The 24,427-nt window shown below is 60.3% G+C and carries 23 protein-coding genes; 20 read left to right on the top strand and 3 right to left on the bottom strand.

All coding sequences use genetic code 11. From position 1 onward, the window contains the following. Nucleotides 1–17 precede the first annotated feature (17 nt). A complete protein-coding gene (gene xth, locus AF71_RS23545; protein WP_112641435.1) occupies nt 18–809 on the bottom strand; it encodes an exodeoxyribonuclease III in 792 nt (263 codons plus the stop codon). A 120-nt stretch (nt 810–929) separates the two neighbouring features. After that, nucleotides 930–1,262 (bottom strand): iron-sulfur cluster insertion protein ErpA, encoded by a 333-nt coding sequence (gene erpA / locus AF71_RS23540; protein ID WP_018859392.1) that lies wholly within the window; start codon nt 1,260–1,262, stop codon nt 930–932. A 215-nt stretch (nt 1,263–1,477) separates the two neighbouring features. Between erpA and AF71_RS23535 the strand changes: the two genes are divergently transcribed. From AF71_RS23535 to AF71_RS23475, 13 genes are all read left to right on the top strand, one after another. Continuing rightward, complete coding sequence (locus tag AF71_RS23535) at nt 1,478–2,695, top strand: deoxyguanosinetriphosphate triphosphohydrolase (RefSeq protein WP_169683388.1); 1,218 nt, start codon at nt 1,478–1,480, stop codon at nt 2,693–2,695. A 65-nt stretch (nt 2,696–2,760) separates the two neighbouring features. Further along, nucleotides 2,761–4,518: an arginine--tRNA ligase gene (gene argS / locus AF71_RS23530; RefSeq protein WP_062369581.1), complete on the top strand. Its 1,758-nt coding sequence runs from the start codon at nt 2,761–2,763 to the stop codon at nt 4,516–4,518. 59 nt (nt 4,519–4,577) lie between these two features. Continuing rightward, nucleotides 4,578–7,520, top strand: a complete 2,943-nt coding sequence (locus AF71_RS23525; protein ID WP_169683385.1) for an SPOR domain-containing protein — start codon at nt 4,578–4,580, stop codon at nt 7,518–7,520. Between the two features lie 108 nt (nt 7,521–7,628). Further along, nucleotides 7,629–8,642 carry a beta-N-acetylhexosaminidase gene (gene nagZ / locus AF71_RS23520; RefSeq protein WP_169683383.1) on the top strand — a complete coding sequence of 338 codons (1,014 nt, stop codon included), beginning with the start codon at nt 7,629–7,631 and terminating at the stop codon, nt 8,640–8,642. A gap of 21 nt (nt 8,643–8,663) precedes the next feature. Beyond that, on the top strand, nt 8,664–9,524 hold the full coding sequence (locus AF71_RS23515) for a ScpA family protein (RefSeq protein WP_169683381.1): 861 nt from the start codon (nt 8,664–8,666) through the stop codon (nt 9,522–9,524). Nucleotides 9,525–9,556: 32 nt separating this feature from the next. Then, on the top strand, nt 9,557–10,237 hold the full coding sequence (gene scpB / locus AF71_RS23510) for an SMC-Scp complex subunit ScpB (protein ID WP_051085621.1): 681 nt from the start codon (nt 9,557–9,559) through the stop codon (nt 10,235–10,237). 185 nt (nt 10,238–10,422) lie between these two features. Then, a complete protein-coding gene (locus AF71_RS23505) occupies nt 10,423–10,620 on the top strand; it encodes a twin-arginine translocase TatA/TatE family subunit (protein WP_007532194.1) in 198 nt (65 codons plus the stop codon). A 49-nt stretch (nt 10,621–10,669) separates the two neighbouring features. Further along, the gene (tatB, locus tag AF71_RS23500; protein WP_169683379.1) at nt 10,670–11,284 is read left to right on the top strand and encodes a Sec-independent protein translocase protein TatB; all 615 of its coding nucleotides are present in this window, start codon (nt 10,670–10,672) and stop codon (nt 11,282–11,284) included. Beyond that, complete coding sequence (gene tatC / locus AF71_RS23495; protein WP_018859384.1) at nt 11,281–12,108, top strand: twin-arginine translocase subunit TatC; 828 nt, start codon at nt 11,281–11,283, stop codon at nt 12,106–12,108. Before tatB ends, tatC begins: the two co-directional genes overlap by 4 nt. Nucleotides 12,109–12,199: 91 nt before the next feature. After that, a complete protein-coding gene (gene serS, locus AF71_RS23490) occupies nt 12,200–13,483 on the top strand; it encodes a serine--tRNA ligase (protein ID WP_018859383.1) in 1,284 nt (427 codons plus the stop codon). Nucleotides 13,484–13,487: 4 nt separating this feature from the next. Beyond that, the gene (gene surE, locus AF71_RS23485; RefSeq protein ID WP_018859382.1) at nt 13,488–14,255 is read left to right on the top strand and encodes a 5'/3'-nucleotidase SurE; all 768 of its coding nucleotides are present in this window, start codon (nt 13,488–13,490) and stop codon (nt 14,253–14,255) included. Between the two features lie 6 nt (nt 14,256–14,261). Further along, nucleotides 14,262–14,915, top strand: coding sequence for a protein-L-isoaspartate(D-aspartate) O-methyltransferase (locus AF71_RS23480; protein WP_018859381.1), 654 nt, complete (start codon nt 14,262–14,264; stop codon nt 14,913–14,915). Nucleotides 14,916–15,052: 137 nt separating this feature from the next. Next, the gene (locus AF71_RS23475) at nt 15,053–16,606 is read left to right on the top strand and encodes a peptidoglycan DD-metalloendopeptidase family protein (RefSeq protein WP_026372075.1); all 1,554 of its coding nucleotides are present in this window, start codon (nt 15,053–15,055) and stop codon (nt 16,604–16,606) included. A gap of 52 nt (nt 16,607–16,658) precedes the next feature. On the opposite strand, the gene AF71_RS23470 is transcribed toward AF71_RS23475, so the two are convergent. Continuing rightward, nucleotides 16,659–17,531: an ATP-binding protein gene (locus tag AF71_RS23470; RefSeq protein WP_018859379.1), complete on the bottom strand. Its 873-nt coding sequence runs from the start codon at nt 17,529–17,531 to the stop codon at nt 16,659–16,661. 208 nt (nt 17,532–17,739) lie between these two features. Here AF71_RS23470 and yajC point away from each other — a divergent pair, with 208 nt between their 5' ends. The 7 genes from yajC (at nt 17,740) to AF71_RS23435 (ending at nt 24,408) form a co-directional block, all read left to right on the top strand. Further along, nucleotides 17,740–18,087: a preprotein translocase subunit YajC gene (gene yajC, locus AF71_RS23465; RefSeq protein WP_018859378.1), complete on the top strand. Its 348-nt coding sequence runs from the start codon at nt 17,740–17,742 to the stop codon at nt 18,085–18,087. Between the two features lie 56 nt (nt 18,088–18,143). Beyond that, a complete protein-coding gene (secDF, locus tag AF71_RS23460) occupies nt 18,144–20,702 on the top strand; it encodes a protein translocase subunit SecDF (RefSeq protein ID WP_169683377.1) in 2,559 nt (852 codons plus the stop codon). A 4-nt stretch (nt 20,703–20,706) separates the two neighbouring features. Next, nucleotides 20,707–21,093, top strand: coding sequence for an Mth938-like domain-containing protein (locus AF71_RS23455; RefSeq protein ID WP_113470175.1), 387 nt, complete (start codon nt 20,707–20,709; stop codon nt 21,091–21,093). Between the two features lie 2 nt (nt 21,094–21,095). Continuing rightward, entirely contained in the window at nt 21,096–21,947 is an 852-nt protein-coding gene (locus tag AF71_RS23450) for a phytoene/squalene synthase family protein (RefSeq protein WP_018859375.1), read from the top strand. 68 nt (nt 21,948–22,015) lie between these two features. After that, nucleotides 22,016–22,483, top strand: coding sequence for a hypothetical protein (locus AF71_RS23445; RefSeq protein WP_169683375.1), 468 nt, complete (start codon nt 22,016–22,018; stop codon nt 22,481–22,483). Between the two features lie 191 nt (nt 22,484–22,674). After that, complete coding sequence (locus AF71_RS23440) at nt 22,675–23,334, top strand: peroxiredoxin (protein ID WP_018859373.1); 660 nt, start codon at nt 22,675–22,677, stop codon at nt 23,332–23,334. A gap of 36 nt (nt 23,335–23,370) precedes the next feature. Further along, the gene (locus tag AF71_RS23435; protein ID WP_018859372.1) at nt 23,371–24,408 is read left to right on the top strand and encodes an MBL fold metallo-hydrolase; all 1,038 of its coding nucleotides are present in this window, start codon (nt 23,371–23,373) and stop codon (nt 24,406–24,408) included. Nucleotides 24,409–24,427: the final 19 nt, after the last annotated feature.

Raw genomic sequence — 24,427 nt, 5'->3', positions numbered from 1 at the left:
AATCTGAACGAAAAAGCTCAGGCCGCGAAATCGAAGTAGGCTACGACTGGCACGTGGTCTGACGGCTTCTCCCAGGCACGAACGTGCTTTTCGATCGCTGATGATGTCATGCGATCGGCAGCCTCGGGCGAAAGCAACAGGTGGTCGATGCGAATGCCGTTGTTCTTCTGCCAGGCACCCGCCTGATAATCCCAGAACGAGTAGAGTTGAACGGCATCGGTCGTCGCGCGCACGGCATCCGTCAGTCCGAGGCCTCCTAGTTTGCGGAATGCCTGGCGCGTCTGCGGCAGGAACAACGCGTCGTTCTCCCAGGCCTTCGGGTCGAAGCAGTCATGCGGCTCCGGGATGACGTTGTAGTCCCCTGCGAGGATCAGGATTTCCTCGTAGGCCAGACGGTCGGCCGCGAATGAGCGCAGCCGTTCCATCCAGGCGAGCTTGTAGCTGTATTTCTCGGTTTCAACAGGATTGCCGTTCGGCAGGTACAGGCAGCACACGCGGGCGACGCGGTTGCCCGGCAGCGAAAAGACGGCTTCCAGGAAGCGAGCCTGCTCATCGAGCGGATCGCCCGGCAGCCCGCGGCTCACTTCGTCAGGTTTGGTCTTGGAAAGGATCGCGACGCCATTGAAGCCCTTCTGGCCGTGTGTCTCGACATGATAGCCCATCGCTTCGATTTCGAGCCTCGGGAAGCCCTCGTCGATCGTCTTGATTTCCTGCAGGCAGACGATATCGGGATCGGAGTCCTTCAGCCATTGCGTGAGATTGTCGATGCGCGCCTTGACGCCATTGATGTTCCAGGTCGCGATCTTCATGGGGTGTCCTATTCCGCTTCGTCGGCTTCTTGTATCGCGCTCTTTCGATCGCGGACAAGACGATAAAACCGGCCGCAAGGGAATCTTTCGGCGGTTCGATGTGGATACCAGGGATAGGGATTAGATCGAGAAGCTTGTGCCGCAGCCGCAACTTGCAACTGCGTTCGGGTTCTTGATCTGGAAGGATTGGCCAAGGAGATTGTCGACGAAGTCAATCTCGGATCCGGCCATGTAGACCAACGAGAGGCTGTCGATCAGCACCTTGGCGTCGTTCTTTTCGACGATCGTGTCGTCGTCCTGCGGGTCATCTGCAAGGTCGAACTTGTAGGAAAAGCCTGAGCAGCCGCCGCCTTCTACGGAAACGCGCAGCGCGCTCTTCCCGGGTTCGGTGCCGACGATCGCTGCGATTCGTTTTGCCGCAGCATCGGAAAGGGTTACACTTGTGTCCGTCATGTTTGCTCCTGCCGGGGTCAAGATCCGGAGAGAATATCTGTTAGCCGCTCGTTTCAAGCGGCTGATTTCATAGCCACTTGCGCTCTATACCACGAAAGCGCCAGTTCGGGCAAAGTGACTGCTAAAGCATCACTTTGCCGTTTATGCTCTTATAGGTATGAAGAGTGCAGGGCGGCGTCAATGGGCGGGCTGCCGCATATAAGTAATGGTGACGAATGACGATCGACAGGCATGCTTTGGGTTATGGCGACAGCGAGAGGGCCGTCTATGCAGCGGACCCTTGGAAGACTCGCGGCAGGCTTTATCCCGAGGATTTCAGCCCGACACGGTCGGATTTTCAGCGTGACCGGGATCGTATTGTTCACACGACCGCATTTCGCCGGCTGAAGCACAAGACGCAGGTCTTCATCGCCCAGGATGGCGATCATTATCGCACCCGTTTGACGCACACGATCGAGGTCGCGCAAGTTGCCCGCGCGCTGGCCCGGGCATTGAAGCTGGACGAAGATCTCGCTGAGGGCGTGGCGCTCGTCCATGATTTCGGCCACACGCCCTTCGGTCACACCGGCGAGGATGCGCTGCACGAGGTTCTGCTGCCCTACGGCGGGTTCGATCACAACGCCCAATCGCTGCGCATCGTCACTAAGCTGGAGCGCCGCTATGCCGATTTCGATGGCATCAATCTGACATGGGAAAGCCTTGAAGGGCTGGTCAAGCACAACGGCCCGCTTCTGACGAAGGACGGTGCCGGCACACGCGGGCCAGTTCCACAGCCGATCCTGGATTATTGCGAGATCCACGACCTGGAACTGGATACCTATGCCAGCCTTGAGGCACAGGTGGCCGCCATCGCTGACGATATTGCCTACAACACGCATGACATCGACGACGGGCTTCGCTCCGGCTACCTGAGCTTTGAGATGCTGGAGGAGATCCCGTTTCTGGCCGGTCTGATGGCCGAGGTACGGGAACGCTATCCGAACCTTGAGCCCAGCCGCTTTACCCACGAGATCATGCGCCGCCAGATCACACGGATGGTCGAAGACGTCATTTCCGTTGCCCAACGGGGTCTTGCGGAGATCAAGCCGAAAAGCGTAACGGATGTTCGCCTGGCCAATCGGGTAATCGCGACATTCTCCGACGAGATGTCCGAGACTGACCGGCAGATCAAGGCGATGCTGTTCAAGCGCATCTACCGGCACCCCGAGATCATGCGTATTCGTGCCGGTGCTGCGCAGATTGTGACCGATCTCTTCGGGGCCTATATGGCCAATCCAAAGGAGATGCAGAGCCACTATTGGGTGGATCACATCGCAGGGCTTGCCGAAGCGGCGAGGGCGCGCCATGTCGGCGACTATCTGGCGGGGATGACCGACACCTACGCGATCAGTGCCCACAGGCGATTGTTTGACCACACTCCAGATTTGCGATAGGCAGCGGTCGCCCGGCTAGGACCGGACAAATGCCTTGTGGCAAAGCCTATGCATGGAAGAGTGCGATGAACCTTTTTACCGATTTCGACGCCCGGATTAAAACCGCCCTTGAACAGATCGATCTGGTCAAGGAGAAGCGATCCGAGGTGGATTTCGGCCGCATCGCGATCGAACCGCCACGCGACCCGAGCCACGGCGATGTTGCAACCAACGCCGCGATGGTGCTCGCAAAGCCGCTCGGCACCAATCCGCGCGCCTTGGCTGAGATCATCACGGAGAAGTTGAAGGAAGACGCCGACGTCGCTGACGTCTCGGTAGCTGGACCCGGCTTCATCAACATCAGGCTCTCCGTCGGTTACTGGCAGCGCCTGCTTGCCTCGATGATTGAGGCCGGTACAGACTACGGCCGCTCGACGATTGGCGCTGGCAAGCGTGTCAACGTCGAGTATGTGTCGGCAAACCCGACTGGTCCTATGCATGTCGGCCATTGCCGCGGCGCCGTTGTCGGCGACGCCCTAGCCAACCTGCTTTCTTTTGCCGGCTTTGATGTCGTCAAGGAGTACTACATCAACGATGCGGGCTCGCAGATCGACGTGCTGGCGCGCTCCGTGTTCCTGCGTTACCGCGAAGCGCTCGGAGAGAAGATCGGAGAGATTCCGCCCGGCCTTTATCCTGGCGACTATCTCATCCCGGTCGGTCAGTCGCTCGCGAATGATTACGGGGTCAAGTTGCACAACATGCCGGAAGAGCAGTGGATGCCACTCGTCAAGGATCGCACCATTGATGCGATGATGGCGATGATCCGCGATGATCTGGATGCTCTGAACGTGCATCACGACGTCTTCTTCTCGGAGCGCACGCTGCATGCCAATGGCGCCGCCGCGATCCGCACGGCGATCAACGACCTGACATTCAAGGGACACGTCTACAAGGGCACATTGCCGCCGCCGAAGGGCCAGTTGCCCGAGGATTGGGAAGATCGCGAGCAGACGCTGTTTCGCTCGACGGAAGTCGGCGACGACATGGATCGCCCGCTGATCAAGTCGGACGGTTCCTACACCTATTTTGCTGCCGACGTTGCTTACTTCAAGAACAAATTCGACCGCGATTTCAACGAGATGATCTATGTTCTCGGTGCTGATCACGGCGGCTACGTCAAGCGCCTGGAAGCGGTCGCTCGCGGCGTTTCCGAAGGTAAGGCAAAGCTGACCGTCCTTCTTTGCCAGCTCGTGAAGCTGTTCCGGAATGGCGAGCCGGTCAAGATGTCGAAGCGCTCGGGCGACTTCGTCACGCTCCGCGACGTCGTCGAGGAGGTCGGTCGCGATTCGGTTCGTTTCATGATGCTCTACCGGAAGAGTTCGGAACCGCTGGACTTCGATTTCGCCAAAGTAACGGAGCAATCGAAGGATAATCCGGTGTTCTACGTGCAGTATGCACATGCGCGCTGCATGTCTGTTTTCCGGCAGGCGAAGGAGGCATTTCCTGACCTCGACGTGACCCCGGCCAACCTTGCTAACGCTGTTGCGGGCATCTCGGATCCCGCGGAATTGCAGCTGGTTGCGAAGGCCGCGGAGTTTCCACGCTTGGTCGAGTCTGCGGCGCAGTCACAGGAACCTCACCGCGTCGTATTTTACCTCTATGATCTGGCGAGTTCTTTCCATGCGCACTGGAATAAAGGTAAGGATCAAGTAGACTTACGATTTATTAACGATAAGAACCGAGAATCGAGTATAGCCAGATTAGGGCTGGTGTACGCCGTTGCGTCGGTTTTGAAGTCGGGACTTGCCATTGCGGGTACCGCTGCGCCGGATGAGATGCGGTAGCGTCACCATTTACCCACAATGCTCTGGCATAAACCTTAGCAGTTGCGAGTGGGATGAGTATGGCAGACAAACAGCGGGCGTATGACACGCGTAAGAATACGGACCTCTTTGCTGACGATGATCCTTTGGCGGAACTTGCCCGCATCGTCGGCTTCGAGCCGCGGGTAGCAGCAAATACCGTCGAAGATGCCCCCCGACAGGAGCCGGCCTTCAATCTCGAGGATGAATTGTTGCGCGAATTCGAGCGCTACGATGCGCCTCAGTCTGAGGCTTCCTTCGATCTGCCTGAACCCCCTTTCGAGCAACCGGCTGCCTTTGAGGCTCTTGTCGAAGCCGATCTTTCGCCGGTCGCCCAGGCCGAGCCCGAATTTGCTGTCGAGCCTGAAGTCGCGAGCGAGCCGGTGGCCCATCGGTCTTTGGACGCGGCTTCCAACCTGACCCCTGCCGCGTGGGCGTCGAATGCCGTCCGTGAGGGCGAGCAGATTTCTGGTGGCGCACGGGATCTGATCGAAGAACTCGAGATGTCGATCGGCGCGTCGCCGGCCTCCGCTGCTCCGGTGGCCCCCGCCAAGGCGCCGCAGTGGTCTGCGGCCAGCATTCGGTTGCCGATCGCCAACTTCCATCCGGCACGTCGCGATGAGCCTTCACCCGCGCCGATTATTCCTGTTGTAGCGCCGGAGCCAGTCGCCGCTGCGTCGGAGAGCGCTGCTGTTTTCGAAGTGCCCGTTGCCGCAGGCTTTCCTGCTGAAATCGACCGGCACGAAGAAGCCGAGGCGGTTTACGATGCGCCTGAGGTGCCTCAAGGGGCGCCGTTCGATGAACCTGTCATCGATCACAGCGCCTTCGATCTGGCTGCTGCAGCGAAGGATGACGGTGCCCTTCAGGCCGATGCCGCGCTGACCGAAGCCGCGCCGACGGAGAGCGACGATATTGCCTTCGATATCGACGAACTCCTCGCCGACGTATCGCATTACCCTGTTCCTGAGCGTCAGAACACGCCTGCGGCCGATGTCGCAGAGATTCCGCACTCGCCGGAGCCCGCCCGCGTAGTGGCGCCGTTGCCGAAGCCGGTCGAGCCGCCTCTGGCCGCTCCCACGGCCAAGGCCGAACCGGAAGGTGACGATCCTTTCGCTGGGCATGACTTTGAACTCGATCTTGAAGGTATCGAGCTGGAGCTTGCCGACTTTGACTTTGCTGAGCCCGTGAAGGTGCAACCGCAAGCGGCCGAGCCGGCGCGAGTTCAGGCACAGCATGTCGAGGTGGTCAGACCTCAGCCGGTTGCCCCGGTGCCCGCTTTCCAGCCGGCGCCCGCTCCGGTCGTTGCTGCCGCCCCGATCCACCAGGCCCCGGCCGAGGCAGCGTTCGTCGCGAAGGCGCCTGTTACACCCGCATTCACGGCCGATGCCGGAGACGATCTCCCGTTCGATCCGTCGATGATCTCGGATGCGGAATATCATCCGGAAGCCGTCGAAGAGATGCACGTGCCCGTGCTGCCGCCTATTGAGCAGCCGGAGCCGGTCGTAGCGACCTCCGATTTCGATTTCGACGTCGACGCCGAGATCGCCAACCTTCTTGCACCCGCAAATCCGGTGGAAATGCCCGCGAAACCGGTCGTCGAGGAATGGCGGACCCGTGCGCCCGTCTCCGTCGCGCCGACTGCAACACCGGCAGCGTCCGTCGCCAAGCAGGCACCATTGCAGGGCTTGGACGAGTTCGAGCGCGCTTTGGAAGAAGACTTCCGCCGGAGCGTCAACGAGCCGGTACAGCGCCGCGAGAACGTTTCTCAGGTGCAGATCCAGTCGGCGAGTGAAGCCGAGGACATGAGCCGCGCACGCTCGATGAAGCGTATGCTGGCTGCCGCTGCGGCAATCGTCGTGTTCGGCGGTGTCGCCTATGCAGGTTACACGTTCCTGGCCCGCGATGGAGGCCTCGGCATCGCCTCCGGCGAGCCGCGCGTGATCACGGCGGACAACGAGCCGGTTAAGGTCGTACCGGAAAACCCCGGTGGCAAGACCGTGCCGAACCAGGACAAGGCTGTTTACGACAGCGTTGGTGGGGCCGCTGCTGAGGCGCCTAAGCAGAAGGCGCTTGTATCCAGTGACGAGCAGCCGGTGGACGTCGTGCAGCGCACGCTAACACCGGAAACGCTGCCTGAGGACAACGACAGCGATATCGCGACGCCGCCCATGGCGACACCTGTCGGAGACACCGAGGATCCGCGCCTGCTGCCGAGCGAGGATACGGCCGCTGCCGACGAGGCAGACAATGCCAATCAGGCTCCATCGGTTTCCGCCCGCAAGGTCCGCACCATGATCGTCCGCCCGGACGGCACTCTGGTTGCCCGCGACGAGCCGGCTCCTGAAGCGGCCCCGACGCTGCCGAAGGCAACGCCGGTTCAGACGCAGAAGATCACGGCTGGCTCAAAGCCGGCTGGCGGCACAGCTGCTAATTTCCCGGCGTCGGGACAGGTTGCTGCCGCTGACATCCGTTCGACTCCGGTTGAAGCAACCAAGCCGACGGCGGCTCAGGCTCCCTCTGAAAACGCGCTAGCCAAGGCGGCTGCCGCCACTCCGGCGAATGTCGATCCGCCGGTTCGCGCCGTGAAGAGCTCGACGGTGAGCGACACTGCACCGGCTCCCGCAGCGCGCCCCGTGATCGATGCGGCGAAGGCACCGGTTGAAGCGCCGGCAGCTCAGAAGCCGAAGGACGTTGCCGCTGTTTCGCCGGCTGCGACCCAGGCTCAGCCGACTGCATCGGCTAGCGGTTATGGCGTCCAGATCGCATCGCTTCCCTCCGAGGAAGAGGCGAAGAAGACCTTCGCTAGCCTTTCGAAGAAGTTCGCGAGCGTGCTTGCCGGTCGCAGCTACGAGATCCGCAAGGCGGATATTGCGGGCAAGGGCACGTTCTACCGCCTTCGTATCCCGGCAGGCTCCAAGGACGAAGCCGCGGCCATTTGCGAAAAGTACCGTGCTGCAGGCGGCAGCTGCCTTATCTCGAAGTAAGTTTCTGCAAACATTCAATGAAAGCGGCGGGCCTCTGGTCCGCCGCTTTTTTTGTGAATGCCGATTGACGCGGCTCGTAATTCCGCAAGGCACCTCTATGATTCGGGTATGACCGAATCAAAAGCAATGATCCTTGGCTGTAGCGGCCTATCCCTCACTCCCGATGAAAAGGCGTTTTTCAACACCGAGCGCCCCTGGGGCTTCATTCTGTTCGGGCGCAATATTTCCGAGCCGCAACAGATCAGTGACCTCGTCGCGGAAATGCGAGACGCTGTCGGTTGGCACGCGCCGGTCCTGATCGACCAGGAGGGTGGACGCGTCCAGCGTATCCGGCCGCCAATCTTCCAGCATTATCCGTCGGGGCAACAGCTTGGTGATATCTATCGGCAGGACAGAGAAAAGGGCCTGCGAGCCGCATGGCTGATGTCGCGGCTGCACGCCTTCGATCTTTCGGGCCTCGGGATCAACGTTGATTGCCTGCCGGTTCTGGACGTGCCGGTGGAAGGCAGCAGCAACGTGATCGGCAATCGCGCCTATGGCGGTGAACCAGCAACTGTGACGGCCATGGGGCGTGCCGCTGCCGACGGTTTGAAGGCGGGTGGCCTTCTACCTGTGATGAAGCACATGCCTGGCCACGGGCGCGGCTTTGCGGATTCACATCACGAACTGCCGGTTGTCACCGTCTCGCGCACGGAACTCGAGGCGCACGATTTCCCGCCGTTCATTGCCATGAAGAACGAATTGATGGCGATGACGTGTCATGTTGTCTTTGCGGCCATCGACTCGGAGCGTCCGGCAACGACCTCACGCAAGGTCATTGACGGCGTCATCCGCGACCATATCGGCTTCAAAGGACTATTGCTTTCCGATGATACGTCGATGAACGCGCTTGCTGGTACGATCGGTGAGCGCGCCGCCAACATCATCGGCGGTGGATGTGATATCGTGCTGCATTGCAATGGCCACATGGACGAAATGCAGCAGGTGGTCGCAAACGTACCGGTCTTGCAAGGCCAGTCGCATTTGCGGGCAGAAGCGGTGCTGAATGGCTTCCCGACAGCTGACAAGGCCGACGAGGCCTCGCTTCGGGCCGAATTCGATGCGATGTTTGCAACGGTCTGATTGCGAAAGGAACAGGGCAGGGTGACGACGACCAAGGGCACGGAACGGCCACAGACGGCGGCTACGCCGATGGACAAGCTGTGGCAGGAGAGCGGTGCTGAGCGCGCGACCTCCGATCCGGCCCTGCTGATCGACGTTGCCGGCTTCGAAGGTCCCCTCGACCTCTTGCTCTATCTCGCCCGCAATCAGAAGGTCGATCTGTCCCGCATCTCTGTTCTTGCGCTGGCGGAGCAATATCTGCAGTTCATCGAAAGCGCGCGGCGGATACGGATAGAGCTTGCTGCCGACTATCTCGTGATGGCCGCTTGGCTTGCCTACCTGAAATCGCGTCTGCTGATCCCGCAGCAGGCCAAGGACGACGGGCCCTCCGGCGAGGAGATGGCGGCGACGCTCGCCTTCCGCCTGAAACGCCTCGAAGCGATGCGCGAGGCCGCGAGCGGTCTTGTCAATCGCAACCGCCTCGGACGGGATATCTTCGCTCGCGGCGTCCCAGAGCACATCCCGGACAGGCATCAGTCCGCATATGATGCAAGCCTCTATGATCTGCTGACGGCCTACGCGTCGCTCAGGCAGCGTCAGGCCGTGACGCAGGTCACCATCGCGCGCCGCAACGTCTGGTCGCTGACGGACGCCCGCGAGCTTCTGACCCGCATTATCGGCGAGGTCAGCGAGTGGACTGCACTCGAATCCTATCTGTTGCGTTACATGTCATCTCCGGAAGACAGGGTCACGGCGATTGCCAGTGCGTTTGCGGCTTCGCTGGAGCTGGTCCGCGAAGGCAAACTCGAAATCCGGCAGGATGGAGCCTTCCAGCCCCTCTACATGCGGCGAGGCCCCAAGCATGCGACGCTGCAGGTCGTCGAACAGGAGCGACCGGCGTGACCGATCTGGAAGAAGAACACATCGATAGCGTAATGGTGGAAAATTCAGACGACGAGGTTCGTGCGGAGACCGAGGCAGAGCGCATCGCCGAGGCACTGGTCTTTGCGTCCGCCCAGCCCGTTTCCGAAAGCTTCATCGCAGACCGCTTGCCTCGCACGTTCAACGTCCGCGCCATCATGTTGCGCCTGAAGGAGCAATATGCCCATCGCGGCGTCAACCTCGTCCAGGTAGACGATGCGTGGGCGTTTCGAACGGCCGCTGATCTCTCTTTCGTCATCCGGCGCGACGAGAACGAAACGAAGAAGCTCTCGCGCGCGGCCCTGGAAGTATTGGCGATCATTGCCTATCATCAGCCGGTGACACGCGCCGAAATCGAGGACATCAGGGGCGTGCAGACCTCTCGCGGCACGATCGACGTGCTGATGGAGGCGGGTTGGGTTCGGTTTCGCGGCCGCAGGCGCACGCCGGGCCGGCCTGTCACGCTCGGTACCACCCGCGATTTCCTCGATCACTTCGGCCTGGAAGAACTCCGCGACCTGCCGGGGCTTGAAGAGTTGAAGGGGGCAGGGCTGCTCTCCGGTCGCATACCGGCCAATTTCAATGTACCATCGCCTATGATGAGCGACGAGTTGACCGAGGACGAAGATCCAATAACGCAACTCGATCTTGAGGAACTCGGCCTGCTTGCACCGGGCGGCGGGTCCGAAGACTAATCGGATTTGTCTTGGTTCCGCCACGCATCGCGAAAACAATGCCGATCATAGTTTTTCGGATGTGTATTCTCTTGTCACAGAGGGCGATCCCGTGACATTAAGCGACAATCCAAGGGGAACTTTGATGTTGGAATTGGTGTAGGAAGCTCTTACATCTGGAAACATCGCAACAGGGAGTTAGCGTAATGGGTTCTTTTAGCATGTGGCACTGGCTGATCGTTCTGGTCATCGTGCTTTTGTTGTTCGGTCGCGGCAAGATTCCGGAGCTGATGGGTGATGTCGCCAAGGGTATCAAGAGCTTCAAGAAGGGCATGAACGACGAAGACGCGCCTGAGTCCACGACTGCCAAGACCGTCGATCACAAGGCCGACGAAACGAAGTAATCCACTTCCGGGCAACGTAGCCCCCACGTTTCCCGTTCAGGAGCCTTGAATGTTCGATATTGGCTGGACCGAGCTGCTTGTCATCGCGGTCGTATTGATCGTGGTGGTTGGTCCTAAGGACTTGCCGCCGATGCTTCGTGCGTTCGGCAAGATGACGCAGCGCGCTCGTAAGGTCGCCGGTGAGTTTCGTGCCCAGTTCGACGAGGCCCTGCGTGAAGCGGATCTGGACGAAGTTCGCCAGACGCTGACCGATGCGCAGAAGCTGAACCCCGTCAACACCTTGCGCGAAGCAATGAACCCGCTTCGCCAGATGGGCAACGAAATCAAGGCTGACCTGCAGAAGGCGACGACGGTCGATAACAAGACCGAAGTTCCGCCAGCTGCCGTATCGGTTCCTGAGCCGTCGATGAGCCTGCCAGAGACGCCGCCGGTCGTAGCACCGGCGCCTGTTGCAGCAGGCGTTGAAAATGCGGCAGCCCAGGAAAAGCCGAAGGCGGCCCGTAAACCGCGCGCCAAGGCGGAGCCTGCGCCTGCCGCAGTTGCTGCTCCGGTCGGAAAGCCCAAGCGGACTTCGACGAAGACAGCGGCCGCCAAGAAGCCTGCGGCCGCCGCCACAGCCGCTCCGAAGAAGACGGCAGCAAAGAAGAAGAAGGACGACGCATGAGCGGTGAAATCGAAGACAAGCCGCAGCCGCTGATCGAACACCTGATGGAGTTGCGTACGCGGCTGATCTGGTCGATCGGTGCGTTTTTCGTCGCGTTCATCGCCTGCTTCATATTCGCCAAGCATCTCTTCAATGTGCTCGTCTATCCATACAAGTGGGCGGTGACCTGGGCGCATCTAGACGTGTCCAAGGCGCAGCTCATATACACCGCGCCGCAGGAGTTCTTCTTCACGCAGGTAAAGGTCGCCATGTTCGGCGGCCTGGTCATCGCCTTTCCGATTATCGCCGCGCAGATCTACAAGTTCGTCGCCCCTGGCCTCTACAAGAACGAGCGAGCGGCCTTCCTGCCGTTTCTGATTGCGTCGCCGGTCCTGTTTCTGATGGGTGCTTCGCTCGTCTATTTCTTCTTCACGCCGATGGTCATGTGGTTCTTCCTGACCATGCAGCAGGCGCCGGGTGAGGGCGATGTCGCGATCTCGCTGCTTCCGAAGGTCTCTGAGTACCTCAGCCTGATCATGACGCTGGTGTTTTCGTTCGGCCTGGTCTTCCAGCTTCCTGTCATCACCACGCTGCTCGCCCGAGTTGGGCTGCTGACTTCCGATTGGCTGGCCGAGAAGCGCAAGTTCGCGATCGTGCTCGCTTTTATCGTGGCAGCGGTGCTGACGCCGCCCGATCCGATGTCCCAGATCGGCCTTGCACTGCCGACCATCCTTCTCTACGAGATTTCCATCTACGCGGCGCGACTCGTGGAGCGCCAGCGTGCCCGCGAGGCGGTCGAAGAGGCTGAAGGAAACACGGACGTTGCCAAGACGGACAACGTCTGACGATCTCCCTCAATGAGCGCTTCCAAGCATCCGGTCGAGGCCTAGCCGGGCTTTGGCCGGGTTATCTTTTTTACAACGACCTGGAACGACGATGCTCGATATAAAATGGATCCGTGAGAATCCCGAAGCCCTCGATGCGGCACTTGCCAAGCGTGGTGCCGAGCCTTTGTCCGAAAACCTGATCGCGATCGACGAAAAGCGCCGTTCGGCCATCCAGAGCGTCCAGGACATGCTGTCCCGCCGCAATGCCGCCTCCAAGGAGATCGGCGCTGCGATGGCCCAGAAAAACAATGGGCTTGCTGAAAAGCTGAAGGCCGAAGTAGCCGACTTGAAGTCGCTGCTTCCGGCCGCGGAAGAGGGCGAGCGGCAGGCGACGGACGAACTGAACGATGCGCTGTCGCGCATTCCGAACATCCCGCACGATGACGTGCCGGTTGGCAAGGACGAGCACGACAATTCCGTTGCCCGAGTCGTCGGCGAAAAGCCCCGCTGGAATCATACGCCGAAGGAACACTTCGAAATCGGCGAAGCGCTCGGCTACATGGACTTCGAACGGGCTGCGAAGCTCTCGGGATCGCGCTTTACCGTGCTGACCGGCCCGCTGGCGCGGCTGGAGCGTGCGCTCGGTCAGTTCATGATCGACCTGCATACGCGCGAGCACGGCTACACCGAAGTCAGCTCGCCGCTGATGGTTCGTGACGATGCCATGTTCGGCACCGGCCAGCTGCCAAAGTTTGCGGAGGACCTGTTCAAGACCACGGATGGCCGCTGGTTGATCCCAACCGCCGAGGTGACGCTCACCAATCTCGTCTCGGGCGAAATCCTCGACCAGGAGAAACTGCCGCTTCGCTTCACCGCGCTGACCCCGTCCTTCCGATCGGAGGCAGGCTCTGCCGGACGCGACACGCGTGGTATGCTGCGCCAGCATCAGTTCTGGAAGTGCGAGCTCGTCTCGATCACCGATGCCGAGAGTTCGCTTGCCGAGCACGAGCGTATGACGGCTTGCGCCGAAGAGGTGCTGAAGCGCCTCGGCTTGCATTTCCGCACGATGACGCTCTGCACCGGCGACATGGGCTTCGGTTCGCGCAAGACCTACGACCTCGAGGTTTGGCTGCCCGGCCAGAACACCTATCGTGAAATCTCGTCCTGCTCGGTCTGCGGCGATTTCCAGGCGCGTCGCATGAATGCGCGCTATCGCGGCAAGGAAGACAAGGCGACGAAGTTCGTTCACACGCTGAACGGTTCCGGCACGGCGGTCGGCCGCTGCCTGATTGCGGTTCTGGAGAACTACCTGAACGAGGATGGTTCCGTGACCGTTCCCGATGCTCTGCTGCCATACATGGGCGGTTTGACGAAGATCGAACGGGCGGCCTGAGCCGATGCGCATTCTGCTCACCAACGACGACGGCATTCACGCGGAAGGCCTCGCGGCGCTGGAGCGGATTGCGCGGACGCTGTCCGATGATGTCTGGATTGTCGCGCCGGAGACGGACCAGAGCGGCCTTGCGCATTCGCTGAGTCTTTCCGAGCCGTTGCGGCTTCGGAAGATTTCCGACAAGCATTTCGCGCTGCGCGGAACTCCGACCGATTGCGTCATCATGGGCGTCAAGCAGGTTATGGACGTCAAGCCCGACCTGGTGCTGTCGGGCGTCAATTCAGGCTCTAACGTCGCCGATGATGTGACCTATTCGGGCACCGTCGCCGGGGCGATCGAGGGCACGCTGCAGGGTGTCCGCTCCTTTGCGTTGAGCCAAGCCTATCTGCACCAAGACGGGGCAAGGGTGGTCCCCTGGGAGGTCTGCGAGGCGCATGCGCCGGCACTTCTCGACAAGCTCATATCGCTCGACCTGCCTGACGGCACCTTCCTGAACCTGAACTTTCCGAATTGCCGGCCGGAAGAGGTCGAGGGCGTGGAAGTGACGGCGCAAGGGCGGCTTGCCTTCAACCTGCAGGTCGATGCCCGTTCCGACGGGCGCGGCCTGCCCTATTACTGGCTCCGGTTTGGAGAACGCGCCGGCGCCTTCGTCGCAGGCACGGATATTCACGCCCTGAGAAGCCGCAAGATTTCGGTAACGCCTTTGAAACTGGATCTGACTGATTATTCCGTACAGGACCGAGTCGCGCGGGCGCTTTCGGGTACGGAGTAGACTATTTTGACGGCACGGCTGGTGGAGAAGGAAGGTTTTGCGGCGCTCGTCTTGAGGCTGCGAGCCGAAGGCGTGTCCGATCTGGACCTGCTGACTGCAGTCGAGCAGACGCCGCGGTCGCTGTTCGTGCCGGCACAATTTGCCGAGCAGGCCTATTCGAGCCGCACGATCCCGATCGAATGCGGCTCCTTCATCGAAGGCGTCGATCTCGCGGTCAGGATCCTTCATCACCTGAAAATCAAACCCGGGCAACGCGTGCTCGAGGTAGGCACCGGCAGCGGCTTCATGACCGCCGTCATGGCTCGCATGGCCGAGCGCGTGCTGACGATCGACCGCTACAAGACACTGACGACGAATGCGCAGCGCCGTATAGACTCGCTCGGACTGCGAAACGTCATCATCCGCCAGGCTGACGGCAGCGCCGGTCTGCAGGGAGAGGGGACCTTCGACCGTATCGTCGTAACCGCTGCGTTCAATTCGATGCCACGGTTCTACACCGACCAACTCGTTTCCGGCGGTTCGATGATCGCTCCATTGATGATTTCCGACAAGGAGTGTCGCCTCGTGCGGCTCACGAAAACGGGCAGCCGCTTCGAGCGCGAGGAGCTGTTCGACACACCCTATCTTCCGATCGTCCCTCGTCTCGCATCTCAACTCTAGGGCGATCGGCTCGCAAGCGTTGCTATGGTTAGCAATCCCTCAAAAAAATCTCGCGGATTCCGGCACCTTAACCGCGTGGTAATACTAACGCGCTTTAATAAACCCACAAATGGTTGCGTTAATCAGTGGGTCGAGTCATGCGTTTCAGTCTTTCGCCAAGAGTGGGCAAGTCTGCCGGTAATGTCCTGATAGCGGCTTTGCTGGCGAGTGCGGCAACGGGTTGCAGTTCCGATGTGACACGTTTCGGTGGTCTCTTCTCGTCATCCGGTCAGGATCAGATGACGACCAACTCAATCCCTCGCAGAGGTATGCAGGCCGATCCGGTGCCGCAGGCGGATTTGGCACAGGGCGGCTACGCGCCAAGTAGCCAGGCAATGAGCCAGCCTTATTCCGCGCAGCCCGCTTATGGCGCCTCCAGCGCCCGCATGGCCTCGGCACCTGTTTCCGTCCAGCGCTCCGAACTTGCGGCTCCCTCCGCCGTTGCACCGGCAGCGCCATCCCGTGAAAGGCAAGTCGCACTCGCCCAGCCATTCCCTGCCGCCACTGCTCCGAAGAAGTCGGCGCCCATTCTCGTTCCACCGAAGACAGACTCGATCGTCACCGGCACGAACCCCAAGGTTTCCGGCTGGTCGGCAACCAATGCGCCGTCCGTCACACTTCGCCCGGGTGAAAGCATCGCGACACTCGCCAACCGCTACGGTGTGCCGGAGAAGGAGATCCTTCGGGTCAACGGCTTCAAGACTGCCGCTGCCGCCAAGCCGGGCCAGATCATCCTGATCCCGACCTTCAACGGAGGCAATGCAGCAAAGGCAGCCGCCCAAAGCGCCGACCTCTCCAAGGGTGGGCATCTGCCGCAACCGAACAAGCAGCAGGAACAGAACGTTGCGGTCGTTCCGGGTGCGAACTCCGCCCGTGACAAGTCAGTCGCAAATGCCGATCCGTCCAACAAACTTGCGGCCGGTGCAGGCAAGGGGCCAAAGGGCGCCGGCGGCACCTACGTCGTCAAGCCGGGTGACTCGCTCGCCAAGATCGCCAAGGCGACGGGCACCAGCATAGACGATCTGAAGGCCGCCAATAACCTGTCGGCCGGTTCTATCCGCATCGGTCAGGAGCTTAATCTTCCGGGTGGTTCTCAGGATGGCATGAAGACGGCTTCCATTCCGGCAAAGGCAGAGCCGAAGCCAGTCGCCGAGCCCGCCTCCGCAACGTCGACTGCTGCCGCGCAGCCGGCAACCTACAAGGCTCCTGTCGCCACCGAGACGGTGGATGAGGCTGCCAAGAAGGAAGTGGCGTCCGCCGCACCCGAGGCTACCGGCATCGGCAAGTATCGCTGGCCGGTTCGTGGAGCTGTCATTGCCGCCTACGGCGCCAACGTCAACGGCAGCCGCAACGACGGCATCGACATTTCCGTGCCCCAAGGTACGCCGATCAAGGCGGCCGAAAACGGCGTGGTCATCTATGCTGGCAACGGCCTGAAGGAGCTCGGCAATACGGTCCTCGTCCGCCACGACGATGGTACGGTCACCGTCTACGGCAACGCCGATACCTTGAGTGTTGCCCGCGGCCAGAAGATCCAGCGCGGCCAGACGGTCGCCGTCTCCGGCATGAGCGGCAACGTCAAGCAGCCGCAGGTCCATTTCGAAGTTCGGAAGGACGCGACGCCGGTCAACCCGATTACCTTCCTCGAATAGGTATTGCGTCCGAGGATGCTCAAAAGCCCGGCCTCAAGCCGGGCTTTTGTCATTATGCACGGTCGAGTGCAATGCGCATCCGACCGGCGAGATCCTGAATGTACTGCCAGGCAACACGGCCCGAACGTGCGCCACGCGTCGTGGCCCATTCTAGCGCCTCCGCATGCATCTTCTCGCGATCGATTGGCAGCCTGAAGTGGTCGGCATAGCCGTCGATCATCGTTAGATAGTCGTCCTGGCTGCATTTGTGAAAACCCAGCCAAAGGCCGAACCGGTCGGACAGCGAAACCTTTTCCTCGACCGCCTCCGAAGGATTGATCGCCGTCGACTGCTCGTTCTCCATCATGTGGCGCGGAAGCAGGTGGCGCCGGTTCGAGGTCGCATAGAACAGGACGTTGTCCGGTCTACCTTCCACGCCGCCATCAAGGGCTGCCTTGAGCGATTTGTAGGCCGTGTCATCATGGTCGAACGAAAGGTCGTCGCAGAAGACGATGACACGGTGCGGCGTGTCCTTGAGAAGATCGAGCAGCGTCGGGAGGCTCGCAATATCCTCGCGATGCACTTCCACCAGCTTTATCGACACGCCGCTCTCGCGCCGCACATCCTCGTGAACAGCCTTGACCAGCGACGACTTGCCCATGCCGCGCGCACCCCAGAGGAGAACGTTGTTGGCCGGAAAGCCTTCGGCGAAGCGCACCGTATTCTCGTGCAGGATATCGCGCACGTGGTCGACACCGCGGATGAGCTTCAGCGCCACGCGGTTCGGCCGTGCAACCGGCTGAAGATGCTGACGGGCAGGGGACCAGACGAAGCAGTCGGCCGCGTTCCAGTCGTTCAATGCGGGCGGCGGCCCCGCCAACCGATCGATCGCATCTGTGAGCCGGCGCAGCTCCGTCAGAATGGCGTTGTTGACGTCTCCGGCCATGGGCCTTCCTCCTGAATTCTGCTTGCAACCAGTGTACTGTGTCTTTTGCCTGCGGCGTAGCATGGCCTTTTACGAGCGGAAAGGTTATGAGGCAGCGGAATCGGTACGGTTTCCAGCTGTTTCTGTTGCATTCGCAAAGACCGCAATTATAGTCCGGCCACCCGAGAAAAGGCGGAGTTCCGCCTCCGGAAAGTTTGAGGAGTTTAGCATGTTCATCACCCCGGCATTTGCCCAGGCTGCCACCGATACCGCGGCGTCGCCGTTCGGTTCCGGCTTCGAAATGATCATTCTTTTCGTGCCGTTGATGGTTGTATGGTATTTCTTGCTGATCCGTCCGCAGCGCGCCCAGGCCAAAAAGCGGGAAGAAACGCTGAAGGCGATCCGTCGTGGCGATCAGGTTGTGACCGGCGGTGGCCTCGTCGGCAAGGTCACCAAGGTTGTTGACGACAAAGAACTCGAAGTGGAGATTGCAGACGGCGTTCGCGTTCGCATCGTCCGCACCGGCATTTCGGAAGTTCGCGTCAAGGGTGAGCCAGTCAAGGCGGACGCTGCATAGTATTGCAAACCAAGATGTGAACCGGATTAGGCCGGGTCGGAAATAGTCGAGAGAAAATGCACCGTTTTTCCCGCTTGAAGGCCGTCCTGATCTGGGTTTTGGTGGTGGTGGCCGTGATACTCGCGGCCCCAAATCTGTTGTCTGAAGGGCAGCGTTCGAGGCTGCCCCTGTGGCTGGCTCATAGCCACATTGTTCCTGGCCCCGATGTTCAGGGCGGTTCCCATCTGCTTTTCCAGATAGAACGCGCTGATATCGTAAAGCACCAGCTCGAACGCACAGTCGCGGATGTTCGCGGTAAGTTGCGCGAAGCCAATATTCGCTACACTGGCCTGACCGGCAACGATCAGGAGATCACCGTCAAGATTACCGCTGCCAGCCAGGTGGATGCTGCCGTCAGTGCGTTGAGCGCGCTGACCGTGAGCACGAAAAGTGGCTGGTTCGGTGGCTCGGTTCAGAATGTTTCCCTGCAGAAGGGCAATGACGGACAGCTTACGCTACGAATTTCGAACGCTAGCATCGACCAAGGTATCGTGGCCGCTCAGACGCAGTCCATCGAGGTTGTCGAGCGTCGCATCGCCGGCATTGGGATTAGCAGTTTTTCAGTCCGCGGAGACGGCGATCGTATCGACGTCAAGGCACTGGGCTCGGTCGACGTCGAGCGCCTGAAGAATATTCTGAGCGAGCCGGCCCAGCTCTCCGTCCGGCTGATCGATGAAAGCATGTCGGGGCAGGAGGCCCTTGCCGGTCGCTGGCCCGCGACGTCAGAGGTTCTCTACTCGCTCGACGATCCGCCCGTTCCCTATCTCGTGGACCGCACTGATTTCGTGACGGGCAACAATCTCGTTGACGTTCAGGCCGTCGCCGATGCGAACACGGATTCAGTCGCAATCAGTTACAAGCTGGATGCTGAAGGGACCGAACGCCTCGCGCAGAAGACTCGCCAGAACATCGGTCGGCACCTTGCCATACTTTTCGATGATCAGGTCATGGCGGCGCCTCTGATCAATGCGCCGATCCTGGACGGCACCGGGAAGGTGCCGGTCAGCTTCAGTGAGGACGGAGCCCGCGATCTTGCGCTGATCTTGCGAAGCGGCGCTCTGCCGGCGACGTTGACGACCGTAGAGGAGCGCACCGTCAGCCCCGTCCTCGGCGCTGAATCAAAGCGCGCCGGTCTGATCGCCGGCTTCGTCGCTGCGATCCTTGTCACCGGATTGATGTTTGCCTTCTATCGCAAGCTGGGCATCATTGCCGGCATTTCGCTGGTCCTGAATCTGCTTTTGATTCTTGCTGTGCTGAGCGTGATCGGCGCGACACTCACGCTGCCCGGCCTCGCAGGTATCGTCTTGATCATCGGCATGGCCGTCGACGCCAATGTGCTTGTCTACGAGCGAATTCGCGAGGAGGCGAAAGCCGGTCACTCCTTCGCGGATGCGATCGACAACGGCTTCTCCCGGGCATTTATGACGATCCTTGATGCCAACGTCACGATCGTCATTGCGGCCGTCATTCTCTATTATCTCGGCAGCGATACCGTCCGCGGTTTTGCAGTGACACTGGCCGCGGGAATCCTGACGACGGTCTTCACTACCTTCACGCTGACGCGCTGGATTGTCGTTACCTGGCTGCATCGCAAGCACCCGCGGCATCTGCCAAGGGATGTTCAGACGGGCATTTTCGACCGCGCGAACATCCGTTTCATGGGTATCAGGCGCTACACCTTCACGGTGTCGGCCGTGCTTTCCATTCTCGCCATGGTCGGCTTCGCGACAGTCGGTGCAAATCTTGGCGTCGACTTTGCGGGCGGGTCGCTGGTGGAAGTCAAGGCGAAGCAAGGTGCTGCCGATCGTGATGATATCCGCGCTCGCCTCGGTGATCTGAACATCGGGGCCATTGAGGCTCGCCGCCTTTCCGACCCGTCGACGGCATTGGTCCGCATCCAGGCGCAAGGCGGCGGCGAGAATGCCGAACAGTCTGCCATGACGTTGCTGCGTGATGAATTGAGCGACGACTATGAGATCCGGCGTGTCGAGGTTGTCGGCCCCGCCGTATCAGGCGAACTGACCAGGGCCGCGACGTTGGGCACACTCGGTTCGCTCGCTATCATCCTGCTTTACATCTGGCTCCGCTTCGAATGGCAATTCGCGATCGGCGCGATTATCGCGACGCTCCACGATATCATCCTGACGCTAGGCCTTTTCGTACTGACCGGCATGGAATTCAATCTCACAAGCGTTGCGGCCCTCCTGACGATCGTCGGCTATTCGCTCAACGATACAGTCGTCGTCTACGACAGGATGCGCGAGAATCTGAAGCGCTATCGCAAGATGCCTATGCCGATCCTGATCGATGCTTCCATCAACCAAACGCTGTCGCGCACCGTTCTGACGGCGGCAACGACGCTGCTGGCGCTGCTGGCGCTCTGCCTTTTCGGTGGCGACGTGATCCGCCCGTTCGCCTTTGTGATGCTGTTCGGCGTTGCCATTGGCACCTTTTCCTCCATCTACATAGCCGCGCCCGTGCTGATAGCCTTCAAGCTCCGCCCGGACGCGATTGACAACGATCAGAACAAGAAAGTGGCCGAGCCGGATACGAACCCCGGCAATCCGGCAGTGTGAGAATATGGCAAGAGGCATAGAAATCCGCGAGGCGCATTTTCCTGGACGTGCGCCCATCGATACCTACGGCAATGGCGGCTTCCGTTTCGCTGACATGTCTCATCGCGGGTCGATCCTTTGCCTGCCGTCCGGCATCTATGGCTGGGACATGGACATGTCGAAGCCTCTGTCGATCAAGAATTTTCAAAAGGTGCTCGATGAAGCAGCCGAGATTGAGGTTCTGCTGATCGGGACGGGAGACGACATGCGTCCGATCCCGCCTGATCTGAAGGCCGCGCTCAAGGCTGCAGGTATTTCCTCGGATCCCATGAACACCGGCGCGGCCGTCCGCACCTTCAATATCATGCTCATGGAATCCCGCGCTGTCGCCGCGGCACTGATCGCGGTTTGACAATGGCGGAGCAGTCTTTGACGAACCAGGACATTTGCCTGGCGACGCTGCGTGACAACGACCGCGACCGCTATCTGGCTTGCCTGCTGGCGCCGGAAGTAAGGCGGGGCGCTCTGGCAGCTCTCTACGCTTTCAACGCCGAGCTCGCGCGCATTCGCGATCTGGTGCACGATCCCCTTCCAGGGGAGGTTCGCATGCAGTACTGGCGCGATCTGCTGGAGGGCGGCGCGCACGGCTCCACCCAGGCAAACCCGATTGCCGCCGCCTTGTTGTCGGCGATTGAAACCCACCGCCTGCCATCGCAGACACTCGTCAACATGATCGATGCCCGCATCTTCGATCTCTACGACGATCCGATGGTGACGCGGGTCTCACTTGAGGGGTATGCCGGCGAGACGGCGTCTGCGCTGATCCAACTGGCAAGTCTCGTGCTTGCGCCGGAGGCGGCCACCGCATCTGCTGAGGCTGCTGGGCACGCGGGCGTTGCGCAGGCCATCGCCGGTCTTCTGCTCCTGATGCCGTTGCATCGCCACCGCGGCCAGCTCTACCTTCCCCTTGAAATCCTGTCCGCTACCGGGCTCGATCGTGATGCGTTTCTCGCCGGCGAGGACAAGCCGCGAATCTCTGCCGCGATCGAAGCCTTTGCGGGACTTGGACGCGACCATCTTGCCAAGGCGAGACGTGTCGCAATACCGCAGTCGGTGTTTCCCGCCTTTTTGCCTGTCACCATGGCGGAGCCGGTTCTTTCCAACGCCCAGAAGGTAGGCGCGGGACTGTTCGATCGGCAGATCCAGCGATCGCAGTTTCGGCGCCAGGCCGGCATGCTGCTTGCGCTGATGCGCAAGAAAATCTGACCCTGTTTAAACTCGCGCAAGGCTCGTGCGTTATAAAGACGCCGTTGTCGATTTGATCGGAGAGGGATGTGAGCATAATCGTCTGGTGCGTTATATTCGCGATCGTCATCTTCATCGCCTTCATTTCGACGCGCATGGCGGCGCAGAACAAGGAAGATGGCCTGCACGATACCGGGCTCGCGATCATCGAGTTCAACCGGGCTTTCCCCAACGAAGCAATCCGCCAGTTGCAGGCGACTGCCGATGGGCAGGCGGTGTTCGTGCGTTTGCATGACAACAAGGCCGGCATCATGCGGAATATGCAGCGGCATTATTCGTGCCATGTTTTTGAGCCGGGAAGGGCGCGTGTGCTCGGCTCCGAAACCGGGCGAGGCCTCAACATAGAGTTCCTCGACGCACCACATCACAGCGGCACCTTTGAATTCGCGTCCGCCAGGGTGGCGTCGGAGGTCGCACTTTGGCTGCTCGGCAACTACGTGGCCGAGCCTGACAAGGCATTGCCGTCGCACAATCCCACGGTCGCAAACGGCCAGTAGCAAAGGTTCTGGCGAACCGGGATATCCCTTCGCTGCGGCCGTCCCGCATTCACAATGATCCTCGTCGGCGCGGCCCGCGCGATGCGTCGCCGCGGCCGTTTTGCCGTTGCCTACGGTCCGAAATAGGCGCAAGATTTACGCTATCCGGCATTAGTTTGAGTTTGTATTCACAAACGCGATGGAGGTGCGTGATGCTTGCAATCAATGATACCGCTCCGGATTTCGAAGCTCAGACAACCGAAGGCGTGATCAGTTTTCACCAGTGGATCGGCAACTCCTGGGCAGTGCTGTTTTCGCATCCGAAGGACTTTACCCCCGTATGCACGACCGAACTCGGCTACATGGCGCGGATCAAACCCGAATTCGACAAGCGCGGTGTGAAGATTATCGGTCTTTCCGTTGATCCGCTCGAACGCCACACCAGCTGGATGATAGACATCGAGGAAACGCAGGGCTATCGTCCAAACTATCCGATGATCGCGGACGTCGATTACGCGGTATCGAAGCGTTACAACATGCTGCCCGCGCTCGTATCCGGCGATCCGACCGAGCGCACTCCAGCCGACAATCAGACCGTCCGCAACGTCTTCGTGATAGGGCCTGACAAGAAGATCAAACTGGTCATGGTCTATCCGATGACCACGGGGCGCAACTTTGATGAGGTGCTGCGGGTCATCGATTCCCTGCAGCTTACCGCAAAGCACAAGGTCGCTACGCCAGTGAACTGGAAGAACGGCGAGGACGTGATCATCGCCGGTTCAGTCTCCGACGACGACGCAAAGAAGCAGTACCCGCAAGGTTGGCGAGCACCGAAGCCCTATATCAGGATCGTGCCGCAACCGCACGGATAGGCAATCGCAAAGCAAGCCGCCACGAAGGAGGTGGGGATGATCTTCCGGCAGCTGTTCGATCCGGTGTCGAGCACCTATTCCTATTTGCTGGCAAGCCGGAATGGCGGCGAGGCGCTGATCATCGATCCGGTGTTGGAAAGGGTTGATCGCTATCTTCAGCTCATCCGCGAGCTCGATCTGAAGCTCGTGAAGGCCGTAGATACCCATCTCCATGCCGACCACATCACAGGTCTTGGCGCGCTGCGCGACAAGACCCATTGTATTACCGTGATGGGAGAGCAAACAAAGGCCGACGTCGTTTCGATGCGTCTGTCGGACAATGAGAAGCTGACCATCGAGGGACTCGCCCTCGATGTGATTTATACGCCGGGACACACCGACGATTCCTACAGTTTCGTTTTGCCCGACCGTGTTTTTACCGGCGACACCCTGCTCATTCGCGGCACCGGCCGCACCGATTTCCAGAACGGAGATCCCCGGGCGCAATACGAGTCGATCTTTGGCCGACTGCTGAAGCTTCCGGAATCGACGATGGTCTTCCCTGCACACGACTACAAGGGCGATACGGTCTCGACCATCGGCGAGGAAAAGGCCTTCAATCCACGCCTGCAGGTAAGATCCGCCGATGAATATGCCGATCTGATGAACAATCTGAAACTGGCCAATCCGAAGATGATGGACGTAGCCGTTCCGGCTAACATGAAGGTCGGGATGAACCAGGACAACGTAATGCGCCATGGCTGGGCGCTGACGGCGCAGCAAGCGCTGGGCGTCGTCGGCCTCGGCGACGTCGCCTTGGTCGATCTGCGCGAGAATGCCGAACGGCAGCGAAACGGCACGATCCCGGGCTCTCTTCACGTCCCCTATCCCTCGCTCGAGGAAAGCATAGGCGCTGGCGGTACGCTGCATGAGCTGGCAACTTCAACCCGCAAGAGGCTGCTTTTCTATTGCGCGTTCGGCGAACGATCGGCAATGGCCGTGCAGGCAGCGCATGACGCCGGTCTTCCGCTGGCCTTTCATATTCAAGGCGGCATCGACGCCTGGAAGAAGGCGGACGGACCGATCGCGCATTAACGAGCGCCCTATGGCAAGC

Source organism: Rhizobium sp. 57MFTsu3.2 (assembly GCF_012932765.1).
In the GTDB taxonomy this organism is placed as follows: domain Bacteria; phylum Pseudomonadota; class Alphaproteobacteria; order Rhizobiales; family Rhizobiaceae; genus Rhizobium; species Rhizobium altiplani.
This window is presented reverse-complemented; position numbering and strand designations above follow the sequence as displayed.

Bases quoted from the DNA above. Each gene is read 5' to 3' on its own strand.
- xth (WP_112641435.1), bottom strand. From the start codon at position 809: ATGAAGATCGCGACCTGGAACATCAATGGCGTCAAGGCGCGCATCGAC.
- erpA (WP_018859392.1), bottom strand. From the start codon at position 1,262: ATGACGGACACAAGTGTAACCCTTTCCGATGCTGCGGCAAAACGAATC.
- AF71_RS23535 (WP_169683388.1), top strand. From the start codon at position 1,478: ATGACGATCGACAGGCATGCTTTGGGTTATGGCGACAGCGAGAGGGCC.
- argS (WP_062369581.1), top strand. From the start codon at position 2,761: ATGAACCTTTTTACCGATTTCGACGCCCGGATTAAAACCGCCCTTGAA.
- AF71_RS23525 (WP_169683385.1), top strand. From the start codon at position 4,578: ATGGCAGACAAACAGCGGGCGTATGACACGCGTAAGAATACGGACCTC.
- nagZ (WP_169683383.1), top strand. From the start codon at position 7,629: ATGACCGAATCAAAAGCAATGATCCTTGGCTGTAGCGGCCTATCCCTC.
- scpB (WP_051085621.1), top strand. From the start codon at position 9,557: ATGGTGGAAAATTCAGACGACGAGGTTCGTGCGGAGACCGAGGCAGAG.
- AF71_RS23505 (WP_007532194.1), top strand. From the start codon at position 10,423: ATGGGTTCTTTTAGCATGTGGCACTGGCTGATCGTTCTGGTCATCGTG.
- tatB (WP_169683379.1), top strand. From the start codon at position 10,670: ATGTTCGATATTGGCTGGACCGAGCTGCTTGTCATCGCGGTCGTATTG.
- tatC (WP_018859384.1), top strand. From the start codon at position 11,281: ATGAGCGGTGAAATCGAAGACAAGCCGCAGCCGCTGATCGAACACCTG.
- serS (WP_018859383.1), top strand. From the start codon at position 12,200: ATGCTCGATATAAAATGGATCCGTGAGAATCCCGAAGCCCTCGATGCG.
- surE (WP_018859382.1), top strand. From the start codon at position 13,488: ATGCGCATTCTGCTCACCAACGACGACGGCATTCACGCGGAAGGCCTC.
- AF71_RS23475 (WP_026372075.1), top strand. From the start codon at position 15,053: ATGCGTTTCAGTCTTTCGCCAAGAGTGGGCAAGTCTGCCGGTAATGTC.
- AF71_RS23470 (WP_018859379.1), bottom strand. From the start codon at position 17,531: ATGGCCGGAGACGTCAACAACGCCATTCTGACGGAGCTGCGCCGGCTC.
- yajC (WP_018859378.1), top strand. From the start codon at position 17,740: ATGTTCATCACCCCGGCATTTGCCCAGGCTGCCACCGATACCGCGGCG.
- secDF (WP_169683377.1), top strand. From the start codon at position 18,144: ATGCACCGTTTTTCCCGCTTGAAGGCCGTCCTGATCTGGGTTTTGGTG.
- AF71_RS23455 (WP_113470175.1), top strand. From the start codon at position 20,707: ATGGCAAGAGGCATAGAAATCCGCGAGGCGCATTTTCCTGGACGTGCG.
- AF71_RS23450 (WP_018859375.1), top strand. From the start codon at position 21,096: ATGGCGGAGCAGTCTTTGACGAACCAGGACATTTGCCTGGCGACGCTG.
- AF71_RS23440 (WP_018859373.1), top strand. From the start codon at position 22,675: ATGCTTGCAATCAATGATACCGCTCCGGATTTCGAAGCTCAGACAACC.
- AF71_RS23435 (WP_018859372.1), top strand. From the start codon at position 23,371: ATGATCTTCCGGCAGCTGTTCGATCCGGTGTCGAGCACCTATTCCTAT.